Source organism: Nostoc sp. T09 (genome assembly GCF_002154695.1).
Lineage (GTDB): Bacteria > Cyanobacteriota > Cyanobacteriia > Cyanobacteriales > Nostocaceae > Aulosira.
Genome location: NZ_MTAV01000067.1, coordinates 1 through 20392, shown reverse-complemented (window position 1 = coordinate 20392; position 20392 = coordinate 1). Strand labels below are relative to the sequence as shown.

The 20392-nt window shown below is 40.7% G+C and carries 16 protein-coding genes; 4 read left to right on the top strand and 12 right to left on the bottom strand.

Features of this window, described 5'->3' with window-relative positions; genetic code table 11:
• Positions 1 to 138: 138 nt before the first annotated feature.
• The 5 genes from BV372_RS15075 to petC all read right to left on the bottom strand — a co-directional run bounded on the left by BV372_RS15075 (position 139) and on the right by petC (position 3817).
• Positions 139 to 846: a Uma2 family endonuclease gene (locus tag BV372_RS15075; protein WP_086687315.1), complete on the bottom strand. Its 708-nt coding sequence runs from the start codon at positions 844 to 846 to the stop codon at positions 139 to 141.
• Positions 847 to 929: 83 nt separating this feature from the next.
• Positions 930 to 1490, bottom strand: a complete 561-nt coding sequence (locus BV372_RS15070; protein WP_179198101.1) for a hypothetical protein — start codon at positions 1488 to 1490, stop codon at positions 930 to 932.
• Positions 1491 to 1712: 222 nt separating this feature from the next.
• The gene (locus BV372_RS15065) at positions 1713 to 2051 is read right to left on the bottom strand and encodes a cupin domain-containing protein (RefSeq protein ID WP_086687321.1); all 339 of its coding nucleotides are present in this window, start codon (positions 2049 to 2051) and stop codon (positions 1713 to 1715) included.
• Between the two features lie 111 nt (positions 2052 to 2162).
• Positions 2163 to 3164: a cytochrome f gene (gene petA, locus BV372_RS15060; RefSeq protein WP_086687313.1), complete on the bottom strand. Its 1002-nt coding sequence runs from the start codon at positions 3162 to 3164 to the stop codon at positions 2163 to 2165.
• 113 nt (positions 3165 to 3277) lie between these two features.
• Positions 3278 to 3817, bottom strand: a complete 540-nt coding sequence (gene petC / locus BV372_RS15055; RefSeq protein WP_086687312.1) for a cytochrome b6-f complex iron-sulfur subunit — start codon at positions 3815 to 3817, stop codon at positions 3278 to 3280.
• Positions 3818 to 4046: 229 nt separating this feature from the next.
• Here petC and BV372_RS15050 point away from each other — a divergent pair, with 229 nt between their 5' ends.
• Complete coding sequence (locus tag BV372_RS15050) at positions 4047 to 4355, top strand: DUF3067 family protein (RefSeq protein WP_086687311.1); 309 nt, start codon at positions 4047 to 4049, stop codon at positions 4353 to 4355.
• A 67-nt stretch (positions 4356 to 4422) separates the two neighbouring features.
• Here BV372_RS15050 and BV372_RS15045 read toward each other — a convergent pair whose 3' ends face one another.
• The 3 genes from BV372_RS15045 to BV372_RS15035 all read right to left on the bottom strand — a co-directional run bounded on the left by BV372_RS15045 (position 4423) and on the right by BV372_RS15035 (position 7947).
• A complete protein-coding gene (locus tag BV372_RS15045) occupies positions 4423 to 4758 on the bottom strand; it encodes a tRNA-binding protein (RefSeq protein WP_086687310.1) in 336 nt (111 codons plus the stop codon).
• Entirely contained in the window at positions 4759 to 5595 is an 837-nt protein-coding gene (tatC, locus tag BV372_RS15040) for a twin-arginine translocase subunit TatC (RefSeq protein ID WP_086687309.1), read from the bottom strand.
• A 156-nt stretch (positions 5596 to 5751) separates the two neighbouring features.
• Positions 5752 to 7947: a transglycosylase SLT domain-containing protein gene (locus BV372_RS15035; protein WP_086687308.1), complete on the bottom strand. Its 2196-nt coding sequence runs from the start codon at positions 7945 to 7947 to the stop codon at positions 5752 to 5754.
• A 747-nt stretch (positions 7948 to 8694) separates the two neighbouring features.
• Here BV372_RS15035 and BV372_RS15030 point away from each other — a divergent pair.
• Together BV372_RS15030 and BV372_RS15025 are read left to right on the top strand one after the other, a co-directional pair.
• Entirely contained in the window at positions 8695 to 8940 is a 246-nt protein-coding gene (locus BV372_RS15030; RefSeq protein ID WP_086687307.1) for a hypothetical protein, read from the top strand.
• A 12-nt stretch (positions 8941 to 8952) separates the two neighbouring features.
• Positions 8953 to 12720: a PAS domain S-box protein gene (locus BV372_RS15025; protein ID WP_086687306.1), complete on the top strand. Its 3768-nt coding sequence runs from the start codon at positions 8953 to 8955 to the stop codon at positions 12718 to 12720.
• An 80-nt stretch (positions 12721 to 12800) separates the two neighbouring features.
• Here BV372_RS15025 and BV372_RS15020 read toward each other — a convergent pair whose 3' ends face one another.
• The 4 genes from BV372_RS15020 to BV372_RS15005 all read right to left on the bottom strand — a co-directional run bounded on the left by BV372_RS15020 (position 12801) and on the right by BV372_RS15005 (position 18735).
• Positions 12801 to 14060 (bottom strand): FAD-dependent hydroxylase, encoded by a 1260-nt coding sequence (locus BV372_RS15020; RefSeq protein ID WP_086687305.1) that lies wholly within the window; start codon positions 14058 to 14060, stop codon positions 12801 to 12803.
• Positions 14061 to 14558: 498 nt separating this feature from the next.
• The gene (locus BV372_RS15015) at positions 14559 to 14768 is read right to left on the bottom strand and encodes a hypothetical protein (RefSeq protein WP_086687304.1); all 210 of its coding nucleotides are present in this window, start codon (positions 14766 to 14768) and stop codon (positions 14559 to 14561) included.
• 1493 nt (positions 14769 to 16261) lie between these two features.
• Positions 16262 to 17020, bottom strand: coding sequence for a YebC/PmpR family DNA-binding transcriptional regulator (locus BV372_RS15010; RefSeq protein ID WP_086687303.1), 759 nt, complete (start codon positions 17018 to 17020; stop codon positions 16262 to 16264).
• Positions 17021 to 17505: 485 nt separating this feature from the next.
• The gene (locus BV372_RS15005) at positions 17506 to 18735 is read right to left on the bottom strand and encodes an ABC transporter substrate-binding protein (RefSeq protein WP_086687302.1); all 1230 of its coding nucleotides are present in this window, start codon (positions 18733 to 18735) and stop codon (positions 17506 to 17508) included.
• A 639-nt stretch (positions 18736 to 19374) separates the two neighbouring features.
• Here BV372_RS15005 and BV372_RS15000 point away from each other — a divergent pair.
• Positions 19375 to 20367 (top strand): pyruvate kinase, encoded by a 993-nt coding sequence (locus BV372_RS15000; protein ID WP_086687301.1) that lies wholly within the window; start codon positions 19375 to 19377, stop codon positions 20365 to 20367.
• The last annotated feature ends 25 nt before the right edge of the window (positions 20368 to 20392 follow it).

The window sequence follows — 20392 nt, the reverse complement described above, 5'->3', positions numbered from 1 at the left end:
TTTCAACTAACCTGTTTATCAATCGTGACAGTAGGGTAAACCACACTTAACTGGTTTGCGATCGCAATGACAGATAGTGCAATATTGTAGGTGCGTTATGAGTAGCGCTAACACACTTTAGATCTCAAGCTTGGCTTTTTATAAATTATCGGGGTCAATATTTAATTCTCGGAGTTTAGCAGCTAATCTTTGCGCTCTTTGCTCTGCTTGCTGTTGAGCTTCTTCTGCGGCTTCTCGTGCAGCAACTTCCTCTTCATGAGTTAGGAGTTTTCGACCTGTTACTGAGTCGTAAAAGCGTAGTTTTCCCTCATCTAGACGCAACTCTAAACCCAAAACTTCACTGAGTAGAGAAAATGTACCATCTGGTAGAGTATTGGTTGCCACTGGAAAATAATTGCCTTCGACTAAGCGTAAACCTTGGAGTTGGGGGGTGAGATAATCGCCTGTAGGGTCATATTGGAAATATTCACGCACTTCCAAAAACGCATAAATTCCTTTCTTAGCTCCCTGGTCTTTGCTACGGGTGCTTTTTGAGGTAATCTCTAAAACAAAATCGGGGGTTTTATCTTGTTCTTGCCAGGTTTTATAAGAACGGCGTTCCTTATTATCAACACCAAATACCACAAATACATCTGGAGCCACAACTGATTCTGGATTTCCTTCTTCGTAGTAGACAAATAAATTTCCAGAAACATAAACATGAGGACGGTTTTGGAAATAAATTTCCAGGACATTTGTAGCATAAACCAAATACTTACGCTGTAAATCACCTTCAGCCATTGGCTTACCGTCCTCTTCTGGATATTCAATTGGCGTAACTGGGATATATTCTACTGAGGCTGTCATAGCTGGATACCTCAACTTAACTGGGTTTAAATTAAATTTAACACTTGAATTGTTCAGTTAATTTATCTAGTGTGATTTTATTATTAGTTAGATGTAATGAACGAATAGACTTCATTACAATCTTCTACTCCAAGAGCTTGAAGACCCAATTGAATTGCATTACAGATAGTTTCATATTCTTGATCATCTTTCATTGAGTTTATTGAAAATCGTTCTCCATCAATTAAAGGGTTTCCTTCTTCATCCAACAAAACCCAGATTTTATCATTCTCATCAAATGAAGACATAGGTAAACTTTCCTCGAACAAAATTGAGGAACGATGTCCAACTCTAGAATCATAACGTGCTACCAGAACCGCAGAAATTTCTAATGATAATTGGCTAGCTAAATACTCTATCTGCCGAGAAAATATTAATTTATTTCTATTTTCTTCAACTCGATAAATAACGCATAGAATTTCATTAATTGTTATAACTTCTAAGGTTAACCCTGAAGATATTTTTGTAAGTAATACCAATTTGAAAAATGATTGCGACAGATGGAAATCTGAAACGCTGATCCAATAGTTGTTTGTTTTACAATCTAATACCAATTCAAATAATGTTTGCCACAGATAAATTCTTTGTAGGGGCACGGCATCCACAATCTTTTGGTATATCAAATTATTTTACTGGTGCCGTGCCCCTACTCATGTGTCGCGTTCTTTTTTCAAAATAGTATAAATCGTTAGCTTTAGCAAAATCAATTGCACATACAATAGCCTCAAAAACATTACTCATACATTTTCCTGAAGTTTAGGAATTTTATGAATAGCCTTCTGTAAGTAAATTAGAAATAGCAGAAAGCACGATACCAAGAATTCCGATTAACTAACCAAAATACGATCGCCATGACTGGGAGGCTGGGAAATTACCAGGAATTCTAGATCGCGATCGCTTTCGTTTAGCATCTGATGAGGAAGATTAGGGGGAACTTCTACACCTTGGTGCTGAGAAAGAATTTGGCGAGAACCATCAATTTCTAAGGTTGCTGTTCCAGATAGAATAAAGAAAAACTGCCGCGATCGCTGGTGATAGTGTCTGACTTCCGAGGTTCCTGGTGGCATAATTTCCTGAATCACGCTTAACCCTAGTTGTTGAACAAGATGCCAACCATGACAATTATTACCCCATAGATAATGCTCGGCAGTTTCTTTGCTAATCATTTTGATATCCAACTTCGACACGGTAAGACTAACTTTTCTGTTTGCTGCATATTTTTGATAAAAAAAGACAGGCAAATTGCCTGTCTTAAAATAAATGAATTCGTAAATAATTTAGAAATTCATCTCAGCAGCTTGGACTTTTTCAACCTGCTTCTTCTTCAACACCAGCATGACTTGAGCTAACATCACAAGGGCGATGAATGCAATCAACCATTTGACTCGATTGGCATCTTGCAATACAATCTCTGCATCTTGTTGACCAAATCCACCAACGTTAGGATTGTTAGTCAAAGCATCACCAGCTTTAACAGTTTGCCCTTCGGAAACAATCAGTTCTGGTCCTAGAGGAATCTTATCAGAGACAACTTCACCAGCGTCGGTTTTGATGCTCAGAACATATTTGACGTTACCGTCTCCATCTTCCTCTTTGGCAATCTTGGTGATTGTACCAGCAGCAGAAGCGTTATAAACTGCGTTGTTGCTCTTTTCACCAGTTGGGTAAACTTGTCCGCGTCCCCGGTTAGCACCTACGTGAACTGAATATTTACCGAAGTGGATATTTTTATCAGTTCCGGGGTTGGGAGAAAGAACTGGGAAGACGATTTCCTGATACTGTTCACCAGGTAATGGCCCGACGATCACAACGTTTTCTTTCTCTTCGCTGTAAGTTTGGAAGTAAGTGTCGCCGACTTCTTCTTTAAGTTCTTCAGAAATGCGGTCTTCGGGAGCAATCTTGAAGCCTTCGGGTAGCATCAATACAGCACCGACGTTTAAGCCGACTTTAGAACCATCAGCACCTACCTGCTGGACGCTGGTATCGTAGGGGATTTTCACCACAGCTTTAAACACAGTGTCAGGTAGCACTGATTGGGGAACTTCCACTTCTGTCGGCTTGGCGGCTAAGTGACAGTTGGCGCAAACAATTCGCCCAGTCGGTTCGCGAGGTGTTTCTGGATAGGTTTGCTGGGCCCAGAAAGGATAGGCAGCAGCAGACTGCGGAAGAGCTAAATCGCTGGTGAAGTAAAATGTCACGGTAGCGATCGCTATGAGCAATGTTTTGACTATTGCTCTAGTACTGCGAGTAAACCTCGCTGTTATCGAAGCATTTCTCATCTCTATAAGGGCAACGATTCTCTCGTGAATTTGTCATTGGTCATTTGTCATTTGTCATTTGTCAGTGGAAAGTACACAACTGACAACTGGACTATTGACAAATGACAAGATACTTAAGCCCACCAAGGTTCTTCGCCGGTGCGGAAGTCGGTTTCAGTCCAAGGACTAACGACGACTTTGTCTTCTTGGACTTTGGTATGAGCCAAAGGCAAAGACAGAGGTGCTGGACCTCGAACAACTTTACCGGTTGCGTCGTATTGGGAACCGTGACAAGGACATTTAAACTTGTTCTCTGCCACATTCCAAGGGACAACACAGCCTAAATGGGTGCAGATGGCATTAATGCCGTAATCGCCGATCGCCTCTTTGCTTTCTACGACAAGATAAGTGGGGTCGCCTTTGAGTCCCTGAACTAGGGCGCGATCGCCTACATTATGGCTTGCTAGAAATTTGCTGACGCTAACATCGTTGCCCAGCTCGTCTTTTGCCGTTGTACCGCCACCAGCGCCACCAGTAGCAGGTGGAATAAAATACTTGACAACGGGATACAATGCACCCAGAGCCACTCCAGTGACGGTTCCAAAAGTGAGCAGATTCATGAATTGACGACGCCCCATATCGGGCACGTCTGCGGATTCAGAAAATTGAGCCATAATCTACGCGCTCTTTGTGTATTTTGTTAAGCATTTTGATAAGAGTACTAGTAGTTGAGCAACTCTTATCTAAGCCGAAATGCTAACGCCCACAAAAATGCCATACTTCTCTGTTCCAAGATATTTCTAGCATCTTTTCTGTTAGCATTACATTTCTTTATATCCTTATCATACTTGAGTTACGGAACTTAACATCATAACTAAATGTAAAATCTAATTGAGACAACCTATGACAGGACAGGAATTACGTCAACTGTTGCTTGATAAGTGGGGGCGCTCTTACGATGTGCAGTTGCGGCGATCTCAGGGAAAAATATTTCTCCAAGTCATGTGGAAATATCTAGAGCAAGCCTCTTTTCCATTGAGTGAAGACGAGTACCAAGACCATCTTGATAGCATTGCCAATTACCTTCATGCCTTAGGTGGGACAACACAAGTCCAAACATTTATTACACAAACACGCGATCGCCCCCGACTTGGCAAAGCTGTAAGTATTCCCCTTGATTTAGGTGAGCGTTCTTCGGAATGGATATTATGAAATACTCTTGACAATTAGCTTCTTTAAAGATATATGCCAAGCTAAAAGGATTGTTATGTAAGAGTTACTATAAAATTCTTTTGCCCAAAGCTACATCACTATCTGGCTGAATTAAAACTACTTCGCCACGATCGAGAACTACTCCTAAAACCAAAACTTCAGACATAAAATCAGCGATTTGGCGAGGTGGAAAGTTGGTGACAGCTAGTATTAATTTGTTAACTAAATGCTCTGGCTGATAAAGCTGAGTAATTTGGGCACTAGATTTTTTAATGCCCAAATAACCAAAGTCTATCCAAAGTTTATAGGCTGGTTTTTTGGCTGCGGGAAAATCCGCTACTTCGATAACTTTTCCAACTCGAATCTCGACTTTTTCAAAGTCTTCATAGGTGATTTGTGGCATTCATTTCCCTGTCAGCTTCACTAAACCAATCCCACCAAAATAAAGCCCTAGCACTGCACCTGCTAAGAGGCTTTGGGTGAGAGGGTCAGTTGAAGGTGTAAGGACAGCACCTAAAACCACTGCACCCATAATTACGTAACGCCAACCCGAAAACATTTGTTGAGAGGAAACGATTCCCAAAGTACCAAGTAGTAGTTGAATAACAGGAATTTGAAATGCTATGCCCGTGCTAAATAATAGCAACAAAACAAATTCAAAATATTTTTCAATTGACCAAAGTTGTTCTACTACATCTGCACCGTAGCTGATAAAAAACTTCAAAGCTGCGGGGATAAGCAGAAAATAAGCAAAGACTAACCCAGCAGCAAACAGCACACTCGACCCTAAAACTACAGGCCCTAGCAAGCGGCGTTCGCGGCGAGTTAGCCCAGGAAGCACAAACTGAACAATTTGGTAAAGGATGAAAGGAGTAGAAAGTAATAAGCCACAGTAGGCTGCAACTTTCAGAGAAACAAAGAAATATTCCCCTGGAGCAAGTTGGAGAAATTTTACTCCCTGTGCTGGAACTTCTAAAAGCTGGACAATTGGCCTGACGTTGAAAAAACAGCCTACAATACCTACTGCAACGGCAATTAGCCCATAAAAAATCCGTAGGCGCAACTCCTCTAAGTGGTCGAAAAAGGACATTTCAACTTCATCTGGCAACTCATCTAGCGGATCAACATCAGAGTTGCCATATCCTTCCACGTCGATATCGGGTGAAGTTGTAGCAGTTGCATCTGGGTAATCGCCAGACGAATCGGACTGCGATACAGTGTCTAAGTTTTGTGGCGTCATGATTCAGCAATTAGGCAACATTTGCTAACTATTTTACTGGGGAAGCTGTCAGGAAGAATGCTTCAAAAGTCCATATTCCAAGGATCAAGCATTTCTTCCCCCTTGCTCCCCTGTCTCCCTTGTCCTCCTTGCCCTCCTTGTCCTCCTCACACTAAATCACTGCGTGGGCAATTTTGGGTGTGCGGTTGAGTATTGTCCGACTAAGCCAGAAATTTCTGGGTTGTATAGCCGCAAATAATTCCAATAGTTACCCAACACTTGACGCACGTAATTTTTAGTTTCATCAAAGGGGATTTTCTCAACAAATTCATCTGGGTCTTGTGTCGGTATAGTTTGCAGCCATTTGGAAACGTTGCCTGGGCCAGCATTGTAACTGGCGATCGCTAGCAGGGAGTTATTGTTATATTGCTGATGAGTATGGTCTAAATACCAAGTTCCCAGCATAATGTTGTCGTTAGGATCTTCTAAATTTATTGTTTTGCTATCTACCTTGATTTGTGGGGCGATCCATTTAGCTGTGCTTGGTAAAACCTGCATTAAGCCAGTAGCATTGGCGATAGATTTGACTTTAGGTTCAAACCGCGACTCTTGACGAATCAAAGCTGTTACTAACAAAGGATTGAGTTGACGTTGAGTAGACCACTTTTCAATCTCTTGAAGATAGGGAAAGGGATAACGAGCTTGCCAGTAAATACTTTGTTTGCTGAGAGCTTCATATTCGGCTTGTTCTTCTGGAGTTTCTCGGTCTTCTAATTTAGAAATCGTATCAATTCCTAATTTATTTTCTCCTCTGGCTAGTTGCATTAAACCTTCGGTAAATTGTTCTGCTACCGTGGGCTTGTCCTTATTTTGAAATTCTGTTTCCCATTGCAACCAAGCATCTCGGTCTTGCCCTAAAAGATATAATTCTTTGAAAGTTTCAGAACCAGCAGTTGGTACAGGACGTTGAGGTGGGACTACTTCTGGCTTCAGTTGGCGCACGGTATTAAAGTTGCCTACATTCAGCCCCAATATTGCTGCCGATCGCCATGCATAGTAAGAGTAAGGAAACTGGCTAATCACATATTCATAAGCAGTTTTCGCTTCTTGCTGTTTCCCTAACAGAGTTGCCCATTTACCTACCCAAAAACCTGCTCTAGGAGCCAAAATGCTGGTGGGATTGTTGGTGGTAATTGGTTCTGCCCATTGCCATGCACCTGCATAATCTTTAGCTGTGGCTTTTTCTTGGGCTAATTTCCAACGGTATTCTGCGGCTTCGTCAGAATTGCTGTATTTGGCAATCAATAATTGCCATGCTTGTGCAGCTGACTTATTATCCTTGAGTCCTTGGAAAATTTTGGCTTTTTCTACCAATGCCTTACTAGCTGCATCAGGAAATTTGGCGATCGCCTGGTTAAGATAAGGCAAGGCTTCTTGACGGGTTTTTGCCATTTCTGCTAACCGCAATAAGGCAGTTCCGCTTTCTTGCGCCTCTGGAAATTGCTGCACCAGTTGTTTATAACTCGCGATCGCTTTTTCTCGGTTTTTGCCTGATACTTGCAAACCGCGTCCAGTACGGTAGAGATTGAGCGGTGTTTTGGGTGCTTTGGCATAAGCAGCGCCAGCTTTGTCAAATACATTATTTGTCCAGTAAGCTGTACCGATAATTTCCCAATCTTCAGGTTTGAGAGTAAAACCTTTGGCTAATTCATCCAAAACGCCAACTGTTCCTGGTTGGTTAGCAGCGTATTTTGCCAAAATTAATTGTAATTGTGGCTGATTGGGATTTTCTTGTAGGCGCTTGCGGATAATTTCCCAGGTTAGGGGATGGGAGGGAAATTGAGCGATCGCTAAATTCTGTTGCTTTGGTTGCGCAATTAAATAGATGGCTTTAACTGCGGCTGCTGTTTTAGGATACTGTTTCAGCACTTTTTGCCGCAGATCTGAGGCTTTGCCATCTTCACCTAGCAAATCCTGGGCTTGGGCTTGTTTCAGCAAAATGTAAGGGGCGAGGAGTGGATAGTCTGTCTCCAACCCTTCTAATAAAACTAGTGCTTTTTTCGCTTGCGTTCTTTCAATGTAATCACTAGCTAAAAGATAACGAGCACGTTCTCGATCAGCCGAGCGAGGATTTTGGGCGATCTCTGCTAGTTTTGCTGCTCGTTCTGGCAGAGATTGTGATACCAGTGGGTACACGGCTGATTTGGCTTTGCTAGTTTCCGAGATCTGCTCAGGTGAATTATTGCCATGTTTTAGCCATTGCCCTAAGGATTTTCCAATCTCAGGTGCCGACACCATTGCTCCGGCTAAAAAGGCACATAGTCCTGCACCAGCAATTAGAGGAATTGGATTTTTTTTAAGCTGCTTCAGCATGAATACCCGCTGAAAATTTCAGGTGAATTTCTTGAAACTTTAGCATTACTGACGGTCAGTGTCGCCACTTTTTCATTTTTGATTTTTAATCTCATCTCAAATTAAGCAAATCTCCGAATTTTAAGATTTGCCATGACTGGACTTACTTCTAGCGCATTAGCGATCCCATGACATCTATCTCTTAGTAGAGGATAGACCAATTTTTGTGGAAATGCAGCGTCGGCAACACACTTAATGAAAGTTAATTTATCTTTTGCTCTAGGTAGCCTTTATCTAAAATATTAGGCGAAATACTGAAGTAAAAACCGCCAATACTCAGGCGGGATCATCTATAACTGAATACCAGAGAAAAATTACTGTGTTTTTTCACTAGTAAGTTTGGGTGAACAAATTATATCTAGTCTAACTTCTATATTCATTCGTTATTTCTTATTGATATTGATTTAATAAACCAACTCATGTATAGAAATTTTGTTTAAATAAAATAGCTAGAAAGATAATTAAATTAAAATTATAAAATTTAATTTAAAATTGCTAAAATGCTTAATTTAAGCGCGCTGTAGCATTTGTAAAAATAGTAAATCTTTAATAATATCTCTGTATTTATACACTTTTGTAGTACTTATATTGGCAGAGAGGCGAGATATAGCAGAAATTATATTCATCTTTAAAATATTTCCTAAGTAAGAGACAAATAGTCCAATATTTGCCTTATTGTTTATTCTATATATAAGAATAAAAAATAAGATGTCTTTAATCAAGCAGCTGAAAATTTTAGACTTAGTTCTTGAGCTTCAGCAGCAAATTCATCTGTCTTTGGAAAAGTTTACTGCTAGATATGGCGGACTACTCCAAATAGCTAACTGCTGTTTTAAGCAGAAGCAGAATGGATGGACAAAACTATCACAGCGGATTTGGAGGCAGATTGAGGAGTTGCTGCACTTTCTGAGAAAGCGCCAACAAATACTTAGTAACCAAACACTTAAAGAGTGAGGAGCAGAGACTGTGACTGTAGAAGCAAAAGTAAATAATCCTGCTGCTCGGATTCTCTTAGCTAATAACGATGCGCAAATGCGCGATCGCTTGCAGCAGCTGTTGAGCCAACGTTATCAAGTTCACTTAGCAGTCGATGGGATAGATGCTTTAAGTAATATCCAACAATTAAAGCAGCTGCCTGACTTAGTGATAGCTGATGTGATGATGCCAAGAATGGATGGGTTGGAGTTGTTGCGATCGCTGCGCTCAAAAGAGCAAACGCAAAATATAACCATCATTCTGCTGTCAGCAGGAGCCGAGGAAGACCTTTGTATGGCGGCGCTAGCAGCGGGAGCCGATGATTATCTCAGTCAGCCTTTTTCCGACTCTCAACTGTTATGTCGAATCGAGGTAAATCTGAAGATAAGTCGGTTACATCAAGCAACATTGCAGCAACAGCAACAATTGCAAGCTCAGTTAAAAGCTAAAAAAGAGCAAGCGATCGCCATTTTAGAAAGCATGACCGATGCCTTCTATACTTTGGATCGTGATTGGTGTTTTACCTACATTAATACTTGCGCGGAGCGCATCTTAGGTAAATCTCGCGATCAACTGCTGGGTAAAAACATTTGGGAGCAATACCCAGTATTAGCCAATACTCAAGTTTATGAGCAATATCATCGCGCTTTCATTGAAGGCGTCCCAATAAACTTTGAATTTTACTATCAGCCTTGTGATTGTTGGTACGATATTCATGTTTATCCCTCAGAGCAGGGTATAAGTGTATATTTTCAGAATATTAGCGAACACCAAACAGCGCTGCGCGATCGCCAGCACGCAGAAGAGGCATTTCAGGAACAGGAAAGGAAATACCGATACATCTTTGAAGCCGCAGGTGTAGCGATTTTTGAAGAAGATTTTTCGCTGGTTAAAGCCGCCCTTGATGATTTGAAAGCTCAAGGCATCCAAGATTTTCGTACCTTCTTTGCCGAACACCCTAATTTTGTGCAACAAGCAATGGGTATGGTGAGAATTATCAATGCCAATAATGCGGCGGTGCAAATGTTTGGTGCAGCAGACAAAAATCAACTGCTGGGTTCGCTACAACAAATATTTGTCCCATCAACTCTAGAAATATTTGTCCAAGAACTCCTTGTGCTCGTTGCGCAACAAACCTATTTTGAATCGGAAACCATTCTCCAAACTCTTCAAGGAGAGCATTTGAATGTCTGGTTTACAATCACGTTTCCGCCAGCAAATGCCAAGTTTGACAGCGTATTAGTGAGCATGATGAACATCACTCCTCACAGACAGGCAGAAGCAGCGGTAAAAGCTAGCCAAGAACGGCTGAGGAGTTTTTTTGAAGCGAATTTAGTCGGGATTCTCTTTAGCCATGAGGATGGTAGCATTCTAGAAGCCAACGACGAGTTTTTGCGGATTGTCGGCTATAGCCGCGCCGATCTCCAAGCAGGTAAACTCAGTTGGGTGAATATGACGCCACCAGAATACTTAGATTTAGATGAATTAGGTATTGCTGAAGCTAAGGTTCAGGGCGCTTGTACTCCTTATGAAAAAGAATTCATTCGTAAAGATGGTTCTCGCGTATCTGTTGTAGTTGGCTACTCACCATTACGCGGGACTCAACAGCAGTTAGTGACTTTTATTCTTGATATTAGCAGTCGCAAACAAACCGAAAGAGCGCTACACCAAAGTGAAGAGCGATTTCAGGCTTTTATGGACAACAGCCCAACCGCAGCCTGGATTACGGATGTCCAAGGGCATATACTTTACCTGAGTCCCACTTATTACCGCACATTCCAATTATCAACAACCGACGCGATCGGTAAAACTATCTTCGAGCTCTACCCAACTGAAGTTGCTCAACAATTTTTCAATAATATTAGAAAGGTTGCCCAGACAAATCAGGTCGTTGAGGCGATCGAGCTAGCCCCACTGCAAGATGGCACAATGGGCGACTTTTTGGTTTATAAGTTTCCCATTACCGATCCTTGTGGACAACGCTTAGTGGGAGGCGTGGCAGTTGACATTACCGAACGCGAACGCGCACTTCGACAACGCCAGCAAGCAGAACAAGCTCTACAAAAACATAGTGAACGACTGAAACTGCTCTCGGAAACAGCCAGCGCTTTGCTTTCAACAGAGCATCCATTAGAGTTAATGAACGATTTGTTCGGCAAACTCTCAGCCCAGATGGATTTACATTGTTACTTCAACTATTTGATTGATACACAGGAAGATAGGCAAAAACTGCGCTTGAAGTCGTGGAGTGGGATTGACGATCAACTAGCTGAGTGCATTGAATGGCTGGAACTTGGTCAAGGGATTTGTGGATTAGTCGCACAGCAACGTCGTCAAATTGTTGTCAACAACGTGCAACACTCTACTTATCCAAATAACCATATCCTTTGTGCTTTAAAAATCACAGCTTATGCAAGTCAGCCGTTAATTGTTCACGGAAAACTACTAGGTGTACTTTTCTTTGCCAGCCGCACTCGTAGCCACTTTACCCCAGAAGAGATGGCACTGCTGCAAGCGACTTCCGACCAAGTGGCAGTTGCTCTAGAACGTGCTGATTTGATGGCTTCTTTACAACAGCAAACAGAGCAATTAATTCAAGCTAACCGACTCAAAGATGAATTTTTAGCAGTTCTCTCCCACGAACTGCGCACGCCACTCAACCCAATTTTGGGATGGTCGAAGTTGCTGCAAACTCAAAAGTATGATGAAGCAACTACTGCCCGCGCCCTGGAAACCATCGAGCGCAACGCCAAGCTTCAGACCGAGTTAATTGAAGATTTGCTGGATGTCTCCCGGATTCTGCAAGGGCAACTCAGCCTCAATATTACTCAAGTTGATCTAGCAACAACGATCGCCGCAGCGATAGAAACCGTGCAGCTAGCTGCTGAAGCTAAATCAATTCAGCTTCAGGTGCTAGTGCAACCGAATGTCGCTCAGGTTTCTGGTGATAACAGTCGTTTACAGCAAGTTGTTTGGAACTTACTTTCCAACGCTGTGAAGTTCACACCGCCAAATGGACAAGTAGAAATTCGTTTAGCATCGTTGGGTTCCGAGGTACAGTTACAGGTGCAGGATACAGGTAAAGGCATTAGCCCTGATTTTTTACCTTATGTGTTTGACTACTTTCGACAAGCTGATAGCACGAATACCAGGAAATTTGGGGGATTGGGTTTAGGATTAGCTATTGTCCGTCACCTTGTTGAGCTACATGGTGGTACGGTGAAAGCAGAAAGTCCTGGAGAAGGGCAGGGAGCAACCTTTACAGTAACGCTGCCATTAATACAGAGCTATTTAGATAGTAATCAAGGTGATAGACAACTAGATGAATGTCCCGATCTCAATGGAGTAAAAGTTCTCGTTGTCGATGACGATTTCGATACCCGAGATTTAATTAGTTTCTTTCTAGAACAGTTGGGAGCAGAAGTTACTCAAGTGCGATCGCCTACCGAAGCGCTACAAGTGTTACCTGACTTCCAGCCAAATGTCTTATTAAGCGATATTGGGATGCCAGAAATCGATGGTTACATGCTGATCCGTCAAATTAGAGCTATGCCTCCAGAGTTAGGAGGACAAATTCCGGCGATCGCACTCACGGCCTATGCCGAAGATAGTTACCAGCAACAGGCGCTATTAGCTGGGTTTCAAACTCATGTTACCAAGCCAATTAACCCTGCAAATTTGGCTTTAGTTATTGCTCAAGCAGCAGGGTTAGAGGATAGGGACAAGGGGACAAGGGGACAAGGGGGACAAGGGGGCTAGGGGAAGAAATGAAAAATGACCTTTGTCTATTGCTTGTTGACAAATGACAAATGACGAATGACAAAGGACAAATGCCCAACTTACCTTTTTGCTAATTCTGGAGTCCGACCTTTTAACCCAATCATTAATTTGAGAGTATAGATTTTTAGCATTGGCACTCGTCGCATAATCCATAAACCTAGACGACGAACCAGCAACACAGGTAAGAAGTTGTTAGAAAAAATCCGATCTAACAAATCGGTGAAACCTAATATTGTCAGGTTTTCTCGCTGACGCCAGCGTTCATAGCGTTTGAGGATCTGGATTTTGCCAATGTCTTCACCAGCTGCGTTTGCTGTTTGCAACACTTGTGCTAAAGCCGCAGCATCTCGAATACCTAGATTTAAACCTTGTCCACCAACGGGATGGCAATTGTGAGCTGCATCGCCAATTAATGCCAATCGGGGTAAGACATAGCGATCGCTTTGCATAAGCTGCACTTGAAAAATAAAGCGATCGCCTAGTAATTGCAACTTACCCATCTGATTGCCAAAGCGACGGGTGAGTTCTCTTAAAAATTGCTCATCATCCAACTCACATAAAGCTTTGGCTTCTGCGTGAGGCGCTGTCCAGACGATTCGGCAACGGTTTCCCGGTAAAGGTAAAATTGCAAACGGCCCGCTAGTCCAAAATTTTTCGTAGGCGGTATTATTGTGGGGTTTTTCTGGTTGGACAAAAGCGACGATACAGGATTGCCAATATTTCCAGCCTAAAGTTTTAATTCCCGCAGCTTGACGAATAGGCGATCGCGCTCCATCTGCGGCTACTAGTAATTTAGTTTTAATTGTCTGGATCTGTTCCGCCACTTTTATATCTATGGTTACTATGTCCTGTAGGTACTGTGTATTGACTACCTCTGCGGGACATAAATAAGTGACATTGGTACAATCGCGTACAAACTCCTGCAAGGGATGCAACAGCGCTTGGTGTTCTGCTACATAACCCAACTCTGGCGTACCCAAATCTGCTGTTTCAAATTCCACTACTTCAGAATAATCGGCATCAGAGAGGCAAACACGGTTATATTTAGCAATTTCAGGTAAGATTTTGTCCCAAATACCAATTCCCTGGTAAATTAGTGCCGACAGCATATGAATTGCGTAGGCTTGCCCTTTGGCTACTGCGGCTGATGCTACTTTGGCTTCAACCAGTAGTATATTCAAGCCTGAATCTTTTAAGGCAGAGGCTAGGGTTAATCCTATAATCCCGCCGCCGACAATTACTAAATCATAATCATATCCCCGCTTGTCTGTGGATGTTTGGGGAGGGGTTAGGGTTTGCAAAAGCTGTGTTAGCGGCATTGTTAAGAGAAATTACAGCATCTTAACTATTATTCTTACGCAATTGGGCGGTTTAGAGCAAGTTATATAGCAATCCGTGTAGGAGTTGTGAAATGACTCGTTGAGTCAGGGAATAGGGAACGGGGAACAGGGAACAGGAAACAAGGATCTACAAATGTACTTTGTTTTTCACAAAAGAAATAGGACTGCTATACCATTTTGAATTTTGGAATAGTCTATAAACTTATTTATTTTCATAAGTAAATTTAGGGCTTGAAACCCCAATATTCGCGGCTAATCCTTTCCCTGTTCTCATCGGTAAATATGTAAGTTAGATCTGCATTAGCTTAACCCATTTCAACAAGAAAAAACCTCGCTGATTTTTGAGGAACGCGGCGAGGTTTGTTGTTTTTATCTGGAGCAAAGATAAATAAAGAAAAATTAGGTCGAAAAGCTACTATAAACTATCGATAACCAAGCTAATCACCGCTTTCAGATAATATGCCTAAATGCAAGAGATTACTTTTTAGTTACTGCTGAACTAGTATGGCGCTTAGCATGATGTTTGTGATGTTTATGCTTAACAGCTTTGCCACCATTAGCTTTATTTGTTGCTACATGATGAGTAGTATGTACCGTAGCAGCTTCAGCTTGAAAAATCGGTGCAGAAATAGCTACAGGGGTAGCGATCGCTAGAGCAAAAAGTAAACCTTTAGCTAACTTATTCATGAGAAACTTGCAATTTATTTAGTTAAAGAACCAACAATGTAACTATCCCAGAGCTATATGTCAGTGATTTGTTATTCCTATGAAGTTTTAGTGTATATTTTTACTATAAGCTCTGTATTTATTGTAAATATATTTTTATTTTATTCGTGGTGTAATAGTTTAATTATCTAAAGCTAATATCCATAAATAAAAAACTATGTAAACCCTGAAAAACGAAGCTATAACTATGTTTACTTCTATAATAATCCTCTTTAATTTGTGAACTTAGTTGTAAAAATATGAAACAAGGAAAAGGCAGAAAATTTGATAATCATGAAACTACTTAGTGCTCAGGGTTTTCATCTGATTTGAATAAATTAACATGACAAAAAACCTGCTACCGAAGGCAGCAGGCTCAAATGGTATAGTGTGTAGTTACGGGAAAATCAAAAAATAATTTTCTTTCTGCTATGGAATGTAGAAGTTAGCAGTCACTTTTTCTTGGCGAAGGTGGCTATATAGGAACCTCAAACGTTGGTTATAAATAGGTTTGCGGTTAATACAGCTAAAAATAGAGCCAAACTTGAAAGTTAACACCAACTTCTCTATCTGATATTTTTCATATCACTTAATAGCAGACCATTATAATATCGCAAAATAGTGTGTTTTTAACTTGTTGCTTAGATAAATTTTATATGTAGATTTTTATATTTTTCTCTGTAAAAAGTGTTTTTTGAATCCATATATCATCTGATGTTCCACGATTTTGATATAAAATTTTCTAGGAAATACATATAAGACTCAAAATCAAAAAAACATTCATCATAGCAGTAAATCTAAATATTAAAAATGTTCTTACCAGAGTAAAAAAATTGTTAGCTTTAGCACCAACCTGAAAGATGATTTATATCACTATTATTTGATGACTTAGGGAACAGGAAATAGCAAACGCGGGAGATTGATTCTGAATTCTGGATTCTTATTCAAAGGAATTTTTTATCCACCTATTAATAATCAAACTATCCCATAGCCATATGTCATAAGTTTGCGATTTATGTGAAATTTGTATGTCTGTTTTTAGATATGTGACTCCTATTTGATTTTTGCGAAGTTAGGTACACCTCTACGTTCCTTCTTTCCTGTTCCCTGTTACCTACTTTTACCAGTAAGTTCACGAATCAAATGGGATGGCTATATATGTAATCTAGACAACAAAATATCCAGCAGGTTTAAATTTGCTGAAGTTTACAGCCTTAGTTTCAAAGCCAAGCATCAAGCCTGTTTTACATCTAAATTCTCAATTCTGACCAATAATTCCTTGTTGGTACAAGCAAGCAGATTTATCTGTGGAATCAATGGAAAATCCAAAATTCCCAAGCCCCCAGATTTATCTAAGGGGTCAATCCAAAATCTGTCTTGGAAAGTTTGCTACGGAGGGAAACCCTCCTGGCAACTTTCCGCAAAATCTAAAATCCAAAATTGTTTGACTCCTGAATTCTGGTGTAAATATTTTTCTAGACAATACTCAAATCCATTAGGCTTTCTGCCATTTCAAAATTTGATGTAACATTTTGAACATCATCTAAACCTTCTAAAGTGTCAATTAACTTCAGAAGCGATCGCGCCTGATCGGGATCGGTAACTTCGACAGTATTGCTAGGAATCCAGCGCAATTCGGCATCTGTCACCTGAAAGCCTTTGTCGTTGAGGGTTTTGTTGAGAGTCTCTAAATTTTCTACTGCGCTAAATACTTCAGCCATCTCATCCTCAGCCATTTCGTAAGACTCAGCCCCACCTTCTAGAGATGCTTCTAAAAGTTGTTCTTCATCAACTACTTCCTGAATTGTACAAACGCCTTTTTGCTCAAACATCCAGCTAACACAACCTGTTTCACCAAGATTGCCACCATTTTTACTAAAAGCGGCGCGTAAGTCAGCAGCAGTACGATTGCGATTATCTGTAAGGGCTTCTACTAAAATCGCTACACCACCAGGGCCATAACCTTCATAGCGAATCGCTTCTAGACTAGCGTTATCTCCGCCAAATGTACCTCCACCTTTAGCGATCGCGCGTTCAATATTATCATTGGGAATTCCCGCCGCCTTAGCTTTATCAATTGCTGTACGCAGTTGAAAATTTCCGGCTGGATCTGGTACACCGCTTCTAGCCGCAACAATAATTGCCCGCGACAGCTGGGTAAAGGTCTTTGCCCTTTTTGCATCGACTACAGCCTTTTGGCGCTTAATATTCGCCCATTTACTATGTCCTGCCATAACCTGAACTTAACTATATTTCAAAATTTAGGATATACGTAGGTTTCACCAAAATGCAAAGCCAGATAGGAAAACACTCCAAAGTCTAAAAGCTTTTTACTATTGACCCTTAATTCCTTGACTAGTTGAAAATCCTTACCGTAGATGATTGTGCAACACTTGGTGTAAGTGCCAAAGTTGTGGCGATCGCTTTTGAGAATTAGTCATTAATTCACTTCATTTACAACTTTTTTGCGACTTCCCGCCATTCCCAGCGAAAAACAAAGAAATTACCACGCTACTAATGTATATGAAGAAATATAAATTTGCCGTAGGGTGTGTTATGCCGTAGGCTAACGCACCTTAAATTGTTGATGGTGCTTTGGTGCGTTGCGCTACGCGACAACACACCCTACATTTAAATTTCTTAACATAGGTTGAAATATTAGCAGCGACTTACTTAGTTGTCGTGTGGGCAATGCCCACCTGACATGCAAAGATTGTCGCTATTTGACATTTAAGAAAGCAAATTTACCATTAACACCGTTTGCTTCCATCTTCAGTTGGGCAACATAAAACTCTTTTTGAATTACCTCTCCTACTGGCGTAAAAGCAATTTCACCAAGAGGAGTTTGATAAGTTCCTTTGAGTAGCTCCTTATTCAATGCTGTACGCAACTGTGGCAGCGTCAAATTGCTAATTTTGCTTTTTTTATCTAAAGACTGTAGCGCTTCTACATATACCTGTAAAGCCGCAAAAGCTTGAGCGCTAACTTGAGGTGGTTCTCTATGGTATTGTTCAACGTAGGCTTTGCGAAATGCAGTGTTAATTTCGCTTTGATATTCAGGACTATAAGCTTGAGCAATAATTACGCCATCACAAAGCGCTCTACATACAGAAAATATATGAGATGTATTAAATCCATTGCCACCAATAATTAATCCTTTATAACCAAGTTCTCGTAGCTGTTTAACTAAATTTCCTCCATCAACAGCTAACCCAGATATAATCGCTAAATCTGGTTTTAAATTAATAGCGCTGCTAGCTTGAGTTTGAAAGTCTGTATCTGTAGTTTGAAACTTTTGGACTGTGACTAAATTCAATCCTAAATCTTTAACTGTTTTCTGAAAAATTTCTGTTTCTGACTTATTAAATGCATCATTTTGAGCATAAAAGACAGCTACTCTTTTGATTTGAGGATTTTGTTTGAGTGCAGCTTTCACCGCATAAGGCGCGACGACAGCAACAGATGAAGAAACACGAGCGACATAATCACCAATTTCGGGAATGCCTTTAGCGGTATTTGATGCACCGATAACTGGAACTTGATTGCGTTCTGCTATAGGGTCAACGCTAAATGCTTGTTGTGACAGAGTAGGGCCAATAATGCCAACAACTTTATTTTGATTAATTAAACTTTGAAATGCATTAACGGCTCCAACTTCATCACCACCAGTATCTTGAAATATTAATTTAATGAGTTTACCGTTGATACCGCCTTTATCATTAAAATACTTTTGAGCAATTTTTACTCCATCAGTTCCTTCTTGACCAAGTAATGCTACATTGCTTGTTTGAGCAAAGGCGATACCAATAGGAATAGCATTAGCTGCATTTGATGTCGCAGTGGGATTATTTGCGGAATTTACACCAACACTGCCACTTTTACCACAGGCTATCAACAGCATAGAACTTATAAATAATAATGCTGTTTGATGAGCGATCGCATTTTTCATAGCGTAACAGGATATTTCTTACGATAATACTGCTTGCGTAAGCGATGTCTGACGCTAAGCCGTTTTGCATCTACACACCTGGTACAACACAGCCACAGGTCAAGAGTCAAGGGGAGACACTGCGGTGAGGTAGCCCGATCTTGGTGGTTCCCCGGCTTGCAGCAAGTGGCGTTGCGCATCGCCTATCAAAACCCTGATATGGTGGGCAGTGCCCACCCTACATATATTATAAATGCTGATAAACGCCGATAAAATGGATTTTTTTTAAGGCAGAATATTTGTTTATTAGTGCTATTTTGTAATTAAAAATAAGTAAGAATTTCTATTATTTTTTTGAAGCAGTAAATATATTTAATTAATTAAAAATGTTTTATAGGCTGCAAGTCTTCCCTTGTCTGCTTTTTACTTTTGCCTTCAAAGGGGAGTCTTAATTTTTTGGATTTAATTTATTGATTATTCTTAGTATTGCTATATTAACCCAAGATTAAGAATTAGTTAAATAGGTATTAAAAATAGATTATTAATTATAGTTAGAAGCAACCTTGTAAAATGATTGTCTCCTTCATAATTTCCTTAGATATTTACTCGATTATCAAAGCGTATTAGTAGAAAGGAAAATCTTGTAAAAAGGAAACAATTATGTCTAACTTAGATAGAAATGACGAGATTTTATGTAATTACTCAGGTTTGAATTTATCCGATGCTCAAGATTTGTTAAATACGCTGCAACAGTTGCGTCAGTTAGTGATAAAAGAGGGAGAAAAAATCTTTAACCAGTGGCGATCGCAGATCCAAAGGCAAGTTTTTGTGAACAGTAGCCGCAACCTTGCTTACTACTTGGCACTGCGACGACACGATTTGCGACAGGTGCAAGCAGCTTTGATGCCTTGGGGTTTGTCTTTGAGGCGGATTGAAGCACAGGTATTGCCTAATTTAGATGCAGCGATCGCAACTTTGGGAGCAATTTGTCAAGCCGATCCAGATTCCCTACCTAAGCGTCCGTCAGTTGAAGAGTTTTTTGTAGGCGATCGCTTGTTGCAAGAATATACAGAAGAATTATTCGGCAACACACGTAACCAGCGTCAAGTCAGAATTATCGTGACTTTACCGACACCAGCAGCCAGCAATTATGAATTGGTGCGGAATTTAATTCAACGCGGATGTAACTGTGTGCGCATTAACTGTGCCCACGATACTGTTAACGAATGGTCAGCGATGATTGCCAATGTTCGTCTGGCGGCAATAGAAACAGGATATCGCTGCAAGGTGCTGATGGATTTAGGTGGTTCCAAGCCGCGAATTGGAATGGCGATCGCACCTCAATCTCCACAGCGTATATATCGAGGCGATTGTATTTTGCTGACTCGTAATTTACCTACCACAATCTGCTCTGACTGTTTCCAGGCAAATTGCTCTCTCCCCGAAGTCTTAGATCAATTAAAGGTTGGTGCCACTGTTTGGATTGATGATGGTAGTATTGGTGCGCAGGTTGAGTCTTTAACGCCTGATGGGGTCATGTTACGCATCACCCATGCTAACTTGAAGGGCAGCAAAATTCCTCACCAAAAAGGGCTTAACTTTCCTGATACTGATTTGCTTCTAAGAGGTTGTTTGAAAAGTCCAAGCAGGTAAAAAATCATGCAAGTCGTCTAACCAT